General features: G+C 68.0%; 8 protein-coding genes and 1 tRNA gene. 2 read left to right on the forward strand and 7 right to left on the reverse strand.

What is annotated here, in order from left to right; translation table 11 throughout:
* Positions 1-130 precede the first annotated feature (130 nt).
* Complete coding sequence (locus tag AC5RVZ_RS19410; RefSeq protein ID WP_494067357.1) at positions 131-1,951, reverse strand: ABC transporter ATP-binding protein; 1,821 nt, start codon at positions 1,949-1,951, stop codon at positions 131-133.
* Positions 1,952-2,031: 80 nt separating this feature from the next.
* Here AC5RVZ_RS19410 and AC5RVZ_RS19415 point away from each other — a divergent pair, with 80 nt between their 5' ends.
* A complete protein-coding gene (locus AC5RVZ_RS19415) occupies positions 2,032-2,655 on the forward strand; it encodes a PH domain-containing protein (RefSeq protein ID WP_494067358.1) in 624 nt (207 codons plus the stop codon).
* Between the two features lie 40 nt (positions 2,656-2,695).
* On the opposite strand, the gene AC5RVZ_RS19420 is transcribed toward AC5RVZ_RS19415, so the two are convergent.
* The 6 genes from AC5RVZ_RS19420 to AC5RVZ_RS19445 form a co-directional block, all read right to left on the reverse strand.
* Positions 2,696-3,724, reverse strand: a complete 1,029-nt coding sequence (locus AC5RVZ_RS19420; protein WP_494067359.1) for an ABC transporter permease — start codon at positions 3,722-3,724, stop codon at positions 2,696-2,698.
* Positions 3,721-5,262, reverse strand: coding sequence for an ABC transporter permease (locus tag AC5RVZ_RS19425; RefSeq protein ID WP_494067360.1), 1,542 nt, complete (start codon positions 5,260-5,262; stop codon positions 3,721-3,723). Before AC5RVZ_RS19425 ends, AC5RVZ_RS19420 begins: the two co-directional genes overlap by 4 nt.
* Before the next feature lie 211 nt (positions 5,263-5,473).
* On the reverse strand, positions 5,474-7,261 hold the full coding sequence (locus AC5RVZ_RS19430) for an ABC transporter family substrate-binding protein (RefSeq protein WP_494067361.1): 1,788 nt from the start codon (positions 7,259-7,261) through the stop codon (positions 5,474-5,476).
* 380 nt (positions 7,262-7,641) lie between these two features.
* Positions 7,642-9,447: a selenocysteine-specific translation elongation factor gene (selB, locus tag AC5RVZ_RS19435; RefSeq protein ID WP_494067362.1), complete on the reverse strand. Its 1,806-nt coding sequence runs from the start codon at positions 9,445-9,447 to the stop codon at positions 7,642-7,644.
* Position 9,448: 1 nt separating this feature from the next.
* Positions 9,449-10,780, reverse strand: coding sequence for an L-seryl-tRNA(Sec) selenium transferase (gene selA, locus AC5RVZ_RS19440; protein WP_494067363.1), 1,332 nt, complete (start codon positions 10,778-10,780; stop codon positions 9,449-9,451).
* 34 nt (positions 10,781-10,814) lie between these two features.
* Positions 10,815-10,909, reverse strand: a tRNA-Sec gene (locus AC5RVZ_RS19445).
* Positions 10,910-10,951: 42 nt separating this feature from the next.
* On the opposite strand from AC5RVZ_RS19445, the gene selD reads away from it, so the two are divergent.
* Positions 10,952-11,965, forward strand: a complete 1,014-nt coding sequence (selD, locus tag AC5RVZ_RS19450; RefSeq protein WP_494067364.1) for a selenide, water dikinase SelD — start codon at positions 10,952-10,954, stop codon at positions 11,963-11,965.
* The last annotated feature ends 12 nt before the right edge of the window (positions 11,966-11,977 follow it).

The following is an 11,977-nucleotide window of genomic DNA, read 5'->3' on the forward strand; positions in this document are numbered from 1 at the left end:
ACCTCCTGGATTGCGCGATGGCCGGCGGCGCCGTCGTGGCAGCGCACCGGCCAGGGGCGGCTGAGCCCCCGCCGCCATTTCATCATGGGCGGGGGGCCGGCACTATGGATGGCGGGCTTTGCGGGTCTGGTCAGTCGCCGGCGGCCAGCAACTGGGCGCGCAGCTCGCGGCGTTCGCGCTGCTTTTCCGGATCGGGCAACGGCACTGCAGCCAGCAGCCGCTGGGTGTACAGTTCCTGCGGGTTGCGCAGGATCTCGTCGCGGGTGCCCTGCTCAACGATCCGGCCGTGGCGCATCACGCAAATGCGGTCCGCGAGCACGTCGATGACAGCCAGGTCGTGGGTGACGAACAGGCAGGCGAAGCCCAGTTCCTGCTGCAGGTTCTGGAACAAATCCAGCACCGTCGCCTGGACCGACACGTCCAGCGCGGAGGTGGGTTCGTCCGCCACCATCAGCTTCGGCTCCAGCGACAGTGCCCGGGCGATGCCCACGCGCTGCTTCTGGCCACCGGAGAGTTCGTGCGGGTAGCGGTTGCGGTACGCGCGCGGCAGCTCCACCTGGTCCAGCAGCGCCTCGATTTTCCGCTGCAGGGCGGCGCCCTTGGCGACACCGGCGAGGTACATCGGTTCGCCGATGCTCTCGCCGATCGGCAGCCGGGGATTCAGCGAGGACGACGGGTCCTGGAACACCATGCCCACGTGGCGGCGAAGCGCGTGCAGCTGTCTGGGCCGGGCGCCGGCGATCTCGTGGCCCACCACCCGCAGGGAGCCCTCCGCGACGGGCAGCAGTCCGACGGCGGCGCGGCCGATCGTGGTCTTGCCCGATCCGGATTCTCCGACCAGCCCGACCACCTGTCCGGGGTAGATGGACAAGTTGGCCCCCTCCACGGCGCGGAAGGCGGGCACCCGCCCCTGTTTGGGGTATTCGATGGCCACATTGGTCAGCTGAAGCACGGGGTCGCCCTTGGCCGATTCATGGCGTGACTGCGCCAGGGCTTCGGCGTTTTCGCGTTCGCGCCGCTGCAGCTCGGTCTCGTCGATGCTCAGCGAGACCCCGGTGGCGGCGGCCAGCGCCGCCGTGAGGTCGACTTCCGTTCCGTCCTCCGGGCGCCCGCCCAGGTGCGGCACGGCGGCCAGCAAGGCCTGCGTGTATTCGTGCCGGGGGTTGTTGAAGATTTCCATCGCGGTGCCGGCCTCCACGATGCGGCCGCGGCGCATCACGGCGATCTTGTCGGCCAGGTCGGCGACCACGCCCATGTCATGGGTGATCAGCACGATGGCGCTGTCCAGTTTGTTGCGCAGGTTGCGCATCAGGTCGAGGATTTCGGCCTGGACCGTGACGTCCAGGGCGGTGGTGGGCTCGTCGGCGATCAGCAGTTTGGGGTCGCAGGAGAGCGACTGGGCGATCATGGCGCGCTGGCGCTGGCCGCCGGAAAGCTGGTGCGGGTAGGACCGGAAGGCCTTGTCCGGGTCGGGCAGCTCGACGAGCTCCAGCAGCCGCAGTGCCCGCTTCTTCGCCTCGCCGGGCGAGATGGCATAGTGCAGCCGCAGCGTCTCCACGATCTGGAACCCGATGGTGTACACCGGGTTCATCGCCGTCATGGGTTCCTGGAAGATCACGGCGACGTCCTTGCCGCGCACCTGCCGGAGCTTTGCGCTGCTAAGGCCCAGGATCTCCCGGCCGTTGAGCTTGACGCTTCCGGTGGCACGGCTGTTGCCCGGGAGCAGGCCCAACAACGCCATCGAGCTGGCGCTCTTGCCCGAACCGGATTCGCCCACGATCGCCAGGACCTCGCCGGCCTTGACATCGTAGGTGAGGCCGATCGCGGCCGGCACCCACTCCTTGTCCACGCCGAAGTCCACGCTGAGGTTGGTGACCTCCAGGACGGGTGGTGTTCCGCCGGCCGTCTCCAGTTTTCCTGCCGGCAGCGTCGGATCGATGATTTCAGTCATGGCTGGTCTTTCCCTTCCAACTTGTCGCAGTTGGTTGTGGCTAGTGGAGAACCGGCACCCGGTCCTGAAACTATGGGGGCATGACAACGTCTGCTGCCGCCGGCACCACGGTCTTCCGTCCGCGCTCCGCGACCTGGTTCACGGGAATCGTCTGGGCGATCGTGGCGGTCAGCCTGGCGTCCTCGGTCCTCACGCACGGCCCGGGCAGCCTGCTCGTCTCCTGGCCGCTGCTCACTATTGCCTATCTGACCTGGTGGCTGGCCTGGTATCCCGCCGTCGTAATCGGCGACGACGGCGTGGTGCTGCGCAACCCGGTGCGGACAACCTCCGTGCCCTGGGGAGCACTGGCCACGGTGGACACCAAGTATGCGCTGACGTTGGTCACCCCGCGCGGAAAGTACACTTCGTGGGCCGCACCGGCTCCCGGCATGTTCGGCGTCCACCGCGCCCGCGCCGATCACGTCCAGGGGCTTCCCGAGACCACCTACGGGCCGGCGCAGTCGATCCGCCCCGGCGATCTCGCGAACACCGATTCCGGGGCAGCCGCGTACTACGTCCGCAAACGCTGGGCGGAGCTGCTGGCTGCGGGCAGCATCAGCATCGGAGATGCCGACAACGTCCCGGTGGGACGGACACCGAACTGGGTGGTCCTCGCCGTCGGGACGGCGCTCGCGGTACTCAGCGTCGTGGCGCTGGCCCGCTGAGCCGGGCCTCGGGGGGCCGGGCAGGCGACGGGTGCCCATCCTAGACACCCGTCGTCGCGGTGGTTCCGGTCTCGGGGTGCGCGGAAACCGCTGCCGCCTTCGCCCGCTTGGCATTGAACTTCTTCTGCCGCGGGTCGAACGCGTCGCGCAGTCCGTCGCCGATGAAGTTGATGCACAGGCAGATGGCCACAATGAACATGCCCGGCCACCAGAACAGCCACGGACGGGTCTGGAACGCTTCCTGGTTCTGGCTGATCAGCAGGCCCAGCGAGACGTCGGGTGCCTTCACGCCCAGGCCCAGGTAGGACAGGCTGGTCTCCAGCAGGATCGCGGCCGACATGCTCAGGGTCACCGAGACGATGATGACGCCCACGGCGTTCGGCAGGATGTGCTTGAAGATGATCCGGGCGCTGGACGCGCCGGCGATCCGTGCGGCGTCGACGAATTCGCGCTCGCGCAGGGACAGGAATTCCGCCCGGACCAGTCGCGCCAGGCCGGTCCAGATCACGCAGCCCACGAACAGGCCCAGGAAATACGGCTGGATGCCGGGCCCGACGGCCCGCCCGGCGACCTGGCCGAGCACCGCCGCGATGATGATCAGTGGGATGACGATGACGACGTCGGTCAGCCGCATCAGCACCGCTTCGACCCAGCCGCGGAAGTAGCCGGCGAGGGCGCCGATGACCACCCCGATGGCGCCGCCGACCAGGCCGATGATGAACATTACCGCCACGGAAATCTGGATGCCGCGCATGGTCTGGGCGAACGTATCGCGGCCCAGCCGGTCCTGGCCGAACGGATGTTCGCCCAGGCTGAACGGGAACAGCTGCAGGGTGGGCGCTCCCGAGTTCACCATGTCGTTGACGCCGTTGTGCGTGTACTTCCACCAGCCCGGCAGGCCGAACATCCCGCTGGACGAATAGGCGATCAGCAGGATCAGGCCGAAGACCACCAGGCTGACGACGGCGGCCGTATTGCCGATGAAGCGCCTGCGGACGATCTGGCCCTGGCTGAGGCCGGCCTTGTTCTCGTTGGTGGCTGCGACGGGTTTCGTTGCCGTGGTGCTCATGCCTTTACCCTCACTCGCGGATCAAGCGCGGAGTAGACCAGGTCCGCGACAAGGTTGAAGACCAGTGCCAAGATGCCGGTGATGAGGAAGACACCCATCACCGGATTCGGGTCGACCCTTTGCAGCGCCTGGATAAACAGCTGCCCCATGCCGGCGAACGCGAACACCTGCTCGGTGATCACCGCGCCGCCGATGAGCCCGCCGATGTCGAAGGCAACGATCGTGGCGATCGGAATCAGCGCGTTGCGGAACGCGTGGCGCATTACCACGGTGCGCTCGCCCAGGCCCTTGGCCCGGGCGGTGCGGATGTAGTCCATGTTCATGATCTCCAACATCGACGACCGCGAGTAGCGGCTGTAGGACGCCAGGGAAATCAGCAGCAGCGCGATGGTGGGCAGCAGCAGGTGGGTGAACGTGTCGAGGCCGTGGACCCAGTAGTCGCCCTTCAGGTTCGGCGTTTCCGAGCCGATGGTGGCGATGGGGCGCTGGTTGACACGCCCGTTGGTGAAGTAAGTGGGCCATGCCTGCATGAAGCGGTCGAGCGCGATGAGGCATCCGACCAGGAAGGAGGTTATCGCCGCAGCATTCATGCTCTGGCGGCGGTCATACCCGCCCATCAACCATCCGACCGCGAGTCCGACCAGGACGGCGGCAAGGGCCAGCAGGAAGATCATCAGCCCGGTGGCCTGGGCCAGGAGCGGCTGGATCGGGAAGTAGATGACCACGCCGACGCCGACGCTGATGAGCGCAGAGTAGAGCGCCTTGCGGTTCTTCAGGCCCGCGGCCAGCAGGGTGATGCCGAAGGCGATGCCGACGCCGCTGATGGCAATAACTACCAGGCCGAGCCCGGGAGTTTTGAACCACTGGGTGACCGACAGACCCCAGAACACTGCGGCAGCCAGCAGGAAACCGATCCCGGCGGCGCCCAGTTTCCGTTTGTAGCTGCCGTTGGCGCAGACGAACCACACGACCGCGCTGACCAACCCGATGATGAGGATGGATTGCAGGGGTATGTTTGGGTCTCTCAGGAAGTTATTGAATCCGATGGCACCGAATTCTTTCAGCAGGACGGCTACCCAGAAAACGGGAAGTGAAAAGAAGAGGAACGCCATGAAGGTGATGCCGTAATCCAGGGCGCTGTACTGCCGCAGTGCCGAAACAATACCCAGGGAAACACCGATGATGATGGCGAGGACTGTCGCCGCAGTGACCAGCAGAATGGTCATGCCCATGGCCCGGCCGAGTTCTACGGTGACCGGCTGGCCGTTGACGGCATAGCCCAGGTCGCACTGCGCCACGAACGGGACGACGCACTTGGCGGCGCCCGCCAGCCAGCCGAAGTACCGGATGGGTGCCGGCGTTCCCAGGTCGAGCAGCGCAATGCGCTGCTGCATGAGCTGCTCCTTATTCGCGGCATTGCTCTCCCGGAGGTCGTGCAGGGGATCACCCGACAGCGCCGTCAACTGATAGACCAGGAAAGAGGCACCTAGGAGAATGAGCACGGCGGTGAATAACCGCCGCACAATGTAGGTCACCATAGCGTTTTTAACCTCGTTGGTATGTGTTTGCGGATCTTGTGGATCCGGCATTTTCACAGTGAGTGTAATGCAGGTTACACACGAGCGGAATTTGGGGAATCCCAATCACTTATGCGGGAAAATCCGGTGGTAAATGCCGCAAGGCGCCGGGACCGTGGTACTCAAGGTCCCGACGCCTTGCATGCTATCTGCCGAGGAACAGGCGGGGCGGTTACTTAACCTTCCACTCCCAGAAGTTCCACCAGACGCCGGTCTGGTTCGGCATGTACTTCACACCGTCGATCCGGTCGCTGTTGTAGGCATCGATGCCGACCGGCTGGAACAGCGGCAGGCCGTAGAACGAATCCCAGACGATCTTGTCGATCTGCTTGATGAGTTCGTCCTGCTTCTCCGGCTCCGTGGTGACGATCAGCTCGTCCATCAGGGCGTCGGCTTCCTTGCTCGAGAAACCGTTGTAGTTGGAGTCGGCCTTGGTGCGGAAGATCTGCGGCACGCCGCTGACGCCCACGCCCGGGGAGATCCAGCCGAAGATGGTGGCATCGTAGGTGCCGCCGCCCAGGGCCGAGCCCCAGTCGGAGCCGCCCAGGCCGCCGTCGACGATCTTGAAGCCGGCCTTGGAGGCGGATTCCTCGATCAGCGTGAAGGCGTCCACGCGGTTGGGGTTGTCCTTGTTGTACATGATCCGGACCTCGGGGGTGGCGCCGGCCAGCAGCTCCTTGGCACCCTCGATGTCGGCTTCCTGGTAGTTCTCGGAGCCGTTGTTGGCGGCGGAGTCCTCGTAGGCGGCCTGCGCCGGCACGAAGAACTGGGAATCCAGCGGCGTGGCCTCCGGATCCAGCGGAGCCATCAGGCGGTCGACGATGGCCTTGCGCGGCACGGCCTTCATGAACGCCTCGCGGACGTTGGCTTCCTTGAAGACGCCCGAGAAGTTCAGGTCGATGTGGTCGTAGGAGAGCTGCTCGCCGCGGTTGACGGTCACGCCCTCCAGGCCTTCGAGCAGTTCCACGGTGTCGGCGGACGCCTGCGGGGCGATGATGTCCACTTCGCCATTCTTCAGCGCCTGGACCTGGTCCGGAGCGGCGCCGATGTAGCGGATGGTGATTTCCTCCACGTTCGGCATCGGTCCGAATTCGTAGGCCTCGTTGCGGACCAGGGTCATGGACTGATCAGGAGTGATGCTGTCCACGATGAACGGGCCGGTGGAGAGGTAGAGGCTGGCGTCCGATGGGAGGGTCTTGCTGTCGAAACCGGTGTTCCAGAAATCGGCGACGGCCTTCAGCTCTTCGTTCTCGGCCGGCTTGTCCGGATTACCCTTGGGGCTCTCGCTGATCAGGTCGACCAGTGCCTGCTCGTCCGCCAGTCCGGCCTTCTCGGCCACTACGTGAGCCGGGCTGTCTAGGACTCCGTAGGAGATCTCCCAGTCGGCGAACGGCTTGGAGTACTTCAGCGTGATGGAGCGGCCGTCGTCGCTGATCTCGGGCTTGTCGGTCAGGCCCAGGCCGGAAGTGTCGCCGGCGTAGGAGAAGTAGGCAGTGCCCTTGTCGACTTCACCCTCGTCGTTGTAGGTGGCGTCGTCGAAATGGCCGGAGTAGACGGCCCAGGCCAGCAGCAGGTCGCCGGCGTCGACCGGGTTGCCGTCCGACCAGGCGACGCCCTCGTTGACCGTGTACTTGATGGTCAGCGGGTCTTCGCTGACCTTCTCGTAGGTGCCGAACTCTTCGTTCTTGACCACGTTGAGTTCGTTGTCGATGTAGTTAAAGTCCGCGTGGGTCAGGTACGAGATCTTCGAGTTGATATCGACGTTGCCGACGGCGGTGTCCGAGTTAAAGGAGCTGAAGGCGTTCACTTCAGCGACGCTGATGGAACCACCGGCTCCAGCCGCGGTGGAATCGCCTGTGCCCTCGGGGGAATTTCCGCCACCCGAAGTCGCGCAGGCGCTCAGGGCCAGGGCTGCAACAGCCGCGACCCCGATAGCTTTGGAAGTACGTCCGAAACGCATTCCGCCTCCTTGTTTCTGTCTTTGGAAGGTCCCCTGCAGTGCTGCAGGGGACGGACATAGACCGCGTCGCCTGAAGTTCAACGAGCTTCCCGCCGAACGTGGCATGTCTCACACGCAATAGAGCGTAAACCGGAACCCCTCGGCTTGGGTATAAAAACTTCGCTTCATATCCGGTTGTTACCGAGATGCAACCTTAAAGCCACGGGCCGCCACCGGGCGAAAACTTCGGCCCCAGGCAGGGTGCCATGGCCGGATGCCCGGAAACACGGGGATCCCGGCCTGCTGGAGGGCTCGGGACGCCGCCGGAAACGGTTGCCTCAGACAAGCTTCAGTTATCGAACGCTAACCGATTTGTGTCCCCGCCGCCGGCCCTCGCGACCTTAGCCCGTCGGTATTGCCCGCCGCACGAGGGTCCGGTGGCCGGAGTCGAGCCGCCGGGTCCAGCCGCGTGCGTCGAGGTGTTCGAGCAGCGGGATGGCCACCCGCCTGGTCGTGCCCAGCGCGCGGCGTGCCTCACTGGCCGTGAAGGGCTGGGGCAGGCGGGCCAATTCGCGCATCGCCAGGGCGGGCGCCTGCGGGAGCAGCACAACCCCGCCGGCAAACCGGAGCAGACGCCCGCTGCGTTCCGCGGCGGCGAGTTCACGGTTGCCGAGACCCAGGGCCCTCAGGTCGTGGGCTTCCGGGGCGGCGAAGGGTTCGGCCCCGAGGCGGCGCTCCAGCGTGCTGACAGCGTCCTCGGCGGCACCGAGATCGCCGTGCCGGCCCGCCAGCCGGACGTATCCGCCGACCTGTTCCAGCCCCGCCTCCCGGACGGCCGCACCGAGCACCGCGTTCCCTGCCGGTCCGAGCAGGTCAACGGCGGCCCCGCGGGACAGGCCGGCCGCAAGCGGGTCCCGCTCCCCCAGTTCCAGCACTGCGTCCCGAAGCCGCCGCCGCCAGTCGTCGAAGAGGGGTGCGTGCACCCACCACTCGCCGAACGCCCGGACGTCGTCGGGGACCCTGCCGGACGTCGAGACACCCATCCGGCGGAGGTGGTCACTCCGGACAGCCCCCCGGCGGACCACCTCGATGAGCGCGTCGCCCCGGGGAGGCATCGCCGCGAGGCTTTCGGCGCGCCTGGCGCTGTCCCCGCGGCGGTCGAGCGCCGGCGGGTCGACGTCGAGGATCTGGACCCCGGCCAGCACCGACCGGCTGCCTTCGGCCCGCAGCACCAGGCGGTCCCCGATCGCCAGCGGGAGCCGCCGCTCGAGGGTCAGCCGGGCGTGGTCCTCGTTGAACGGACGCACCCGGCACGGCACGGCCGCGGTGCCGATGTGGGCGAGCAGGTGCCGCGGCCCGTCGGGGAACGCCGCACCCATCGTGCGGCGGACGTCGATGCTGTCCACGAGGAGCCAGGCGTCTTCGGACAGGAGGACGTCGCCGCGATGGATGCCGCCGGCGGCCATACCACGCACATTGACGCCGACCCGGTTGCTCGGACCGATGGACGATAAGGCTTCGTTACGGCTGTGCAGGCCCCGCACCGACACCGGCCGGAGGCAGCCGTGGCCCGCGAGCTGCAGGCGGTCGCCCACGGCAAGGGAGCCGGCCGTCAGCGTCCCGGTCACCACCGTTCCCGCGCCGCTGATCGTGAAGGATCGGTCGATCCACAACCGCACGCGGCCCGAGGGGTCGGGAGCGGGGATCGAGGACAAGGTCGTATCCAGTACCTTGCGCAACTCGTCGAGGCCGGCTCCCGTGACCGCGGACACGGCGACTGCCGGGGCGTCGTGCAGCCCGGTGCCGGCCAGCTCCGCCCGAACCCGCGCGAGGACCTCGCCGGCCCGGCCCGGCGCGCGGTCGCTGCGGGTCAGCACCACCAGCCCGTGGTTGATCCCCAACGCCGCGACGGCGTCCCGATGGTCGCTGGATTGGGCCTGCCAGCCTTCGTCCGCGGCGACGACGAAACACACGGCGGGAACGGGACCGAGTCCGGCCAGCATATTGCCCAGGAACTTCTCGTGCCCGGGCACGTCCACGAGCGCCACGTCCCTGCCCGACGGGAGCACGGTCCAGGCGAAACCCAGGTCGATGGTCAGACCGCGGCGCCGTTCCTCGGCCCACCGGTCGGGCTCCATTCCGGTGAGCGCGCGCACGAGGGTGCTTTTGCCGTGATCGACGTGTCCAGCGGTGGCCACCACGAACATGTCAGGACTCCGTGGTTCGCTGCTGGTCGTCGACGTGTGCCAACGCCGAGCGCACAGCGGCGGCGAGCCGCTCGTCGTCGGCCTCGGGCACGCAGCGCAGGTCGACCAGGCAGGCACCGCGGTGGACCCGGGGCAACACCACGGGGTCGCCCGTCCGCAGCCGTCGGGCGGCCGCTTCGGGCAGCTGGAGGGCCCACCCGGGCAGCGGCACCCCGGGCGCTCCCCCGCCGCCGACCCTTCCGTCGTGCTCCACCATACGGCCGCCAACGCTGGCCGCCAGGCGCTCCGTGCGCTGCCGCAGCCGGGCGGGATCGGCGTGCAGGGCCGCCGCCACCGGAGTCTGTTCTCCGGTGAGCGTCGCCTCCACCGCGGCCAGCGTCAGTTTGTCTGCCCGCATCGCCCGCGCGAGCGGATGGCGGGCCAGCCGGGTGATGACCGCGGCCCGGCCCAAAAGCAGCCCCGCCTGGGGACCGCCCAGGAGTTTGTCGCCGCTGGCGATGACGACGTCGGCCCCGGCGGCGAGCGCGCCGGAGATGTCCGGTTCCTGGGGCAGCACCGGGTCTGGTTGGAGCAGGCCGCTGCCCAGATCCACGACCAGCGGGATCCGGTGCTCTTCGGCCAGGGACCGGAGCCGGCCGACGCCGACGTCCGCGGTGAACCCGCTGACCCGGAAATTGCTCGGGTGCACCTTGAGCAGGCAGCCGGTCTGCGCGCCGATCGCCGAGGCGTAGTCCTCCAGGTGCGTCCGGTTGGTGGTGCCCACTTCGCGCAGCCGGGCACCGGTCGATTCAATCAGCTCGGTCAGCCTGAAACCGGCCCCGATCTCGATGAGTTCGCCGCGGCTGATGACCACTTCGCGCGATCCGGCCAGGGCGGTGGTGGCCAGCACCAGGGCTGCGGCGCCGTTGTTCACCACCAGCGCTTCCTCGGCGGCCGGGCAGGCGTCCAGCAAAGCCTTCCGCGCACCGGCCCCGCGCCGGGACCGTCCGCCGGTGGGCAGGTCCATCTCGACGTCGACATAACCGGCCGCCGACAGCACCGCCTGGCGTGCGGACGCGGAGAGCGGAGCTCGTCCCAGATTCGTGTGGACGATGACGCCGGTGGCGTTCAGCACCGGCCGCAACGAGCTGGCCGCGCGGGAAGCCACCGCGGACAGGACCGTCGCCTCGACGTCTTCCGGCGCAAGGTCGCCGCGACGCGCCTGTTCCTGCACCTCCCGGACGGTGGAACGGATGGCGTCGTCGCCGAGGCGCACGCGTGCGTGGAGAAGTTCCGGGTGGGCGAGCAGCTGGTCGGTGCGCGGAATGTGCCGGCGCGGGTCGTTCTGGCCCACGGCCCTCCTTCCGGGTCACCTTCAGCTGCGCAGCTGGCGGAAGCGGACGGGAATCGAACCCGCCAGGCCGAGGTACTCGGCCTCACCGGTTTTGAAGACCGGGGGGCCCACCAGGACCCGGACGCCTCCACGAGCATGGTAACACCGGCCCGCCGCTCCTATGCTGTGATCATGAACGGGTTCACCGGCCTCGCAGAAGAGTCCGCCGCAGCAGTCCGGCTCACGGGATACGCACACGGCGGAGGCTGTGCCTGCAAGATTCCGCCCGGCGAGCTCGAGGACGTTGTCCGCGGCCTGACCGGCCAAACCAACCCCGACGTCCTGGTGGGGCTCGACGACGGCGACGACGCATCCGCCGTGCGGGTCGGCGAGGACCTCGCGGTGCTCTCGACGGCGGACTTCTTCCCTCCCGTGGTCGACGACGCGTACGACTGGGGCCGGATCGCGGCGGCGAACGCCCTCTCCGACATCTATGCCATGGGCGGCCGTCCGGTCAGCGCGATCAACCTGGTTGGCTGGCCCCGTGACGTCCTGCCGATGGAACTGCTGACCGAAGTGCTGCGGGGCGGGCTCGCCGTGGCGTCCGGTGCGGGCTGTCCGGTGACGGGCGGGCACTCGGTTGACGACCCGGAACCGAAGTACGGGATGGCGGTGACCGGCATCGCCGACCCCGGCAAGCTGATGCGCAATGACGCGGCCCGGCCCGGGCTGCCCCTCACGCTGACCAAGCCGATCGGCCTCGGCCTGCTCAACAACCGGCACAAGAGGACCGGGGAGGTCTTCGACGAGGCGGTCGCCGTGATGACGCAGCTGAACCGGGAGGCCGCCGACGCGGCCGTGCGCGGCGGCGTCCGCGCGGCGACCGACGTCACCGGGTTCGGCCTCCTCGGCCACCTCTACAAGATGTGCCGCGCGTCCGGCGTGGGTGCGGTCATCGACCGGAAGGCCGTGCCGCTCATCGACGGCGCGCGGGAGTCGCTGCGGGATGGCTACATCTCCGGCGGCACCCGGCGCAACCTCGAATGGGTCCGCCCGCACCTGCGGCCGGGGGCCGGCATCACGGAGGATGACCTGCTGCTGCTGGCCGACGCGCAGACTTCCGGCGGATTGCTCGTGGTCGGGGAACTGCCCGGGCACCCCGTGGTGGGGCAGACCGTTCCGGGAGCCGGGATCGAGGTGCGCTAGGCCCGCGCCAGC

It is taken from the genome of Arthrobacter sp. Cza30 (assembly GCF_059090765.1).

Bases quoted from the DNA above. Each gene is read 5' to 3' on its own strand.
- AC5RVZ_RS19410 (WP_494067357.1), bottom strand. From the start codon at position 1,951: ATGACTGAAATCATCGATCCGACGCTGCCGGCAGGAAAACTGGAGACG.
- AC5RVZ_RS19415 (WP_494067358.1), top strand. From the start codon at position 2,032: ATGACAACGTCTGCTGCCGCCGGCACCACGGTCTTCCGTCCGCGCTCC.
- AC5RVZ_RS19420 (WP_494067359.1), bottom strand. From the start codon at position 3,724: ATGAGCACCACGGCAACGAAACCCGTCGCAGCCACCAACGAGAACAAG.
- AC5RVZ_RS19425 (WP_494067360.1), bottom strand. From the start codon at position 5,262: ATGGTGACCTACATTGTGCGGCGGTTATTCACCGCCGTGCTCATTCTC.
- AC5RVZ_RS19430 (WP_494067361.1), bottom strand. From the start codon at position 7,261: ATGCGTTTCGGACGTACTTCCAAAGCTATCGGGGTCGCGGCTGTTGCA.
- selB (WP_494067362.1), bottom strand. From the start codon at position 9,447: ATGTTCGTGGTGGCCACCGCTGGACACGTCGATCACGGCAAAAGCACC.
- selD (WP_494067364.1), top strand. From the start codon at position 10,952: ATGAACGGGTTCACCGGCCTCGCAGAAGAGTCCGCCGCAGCAGTCCGG.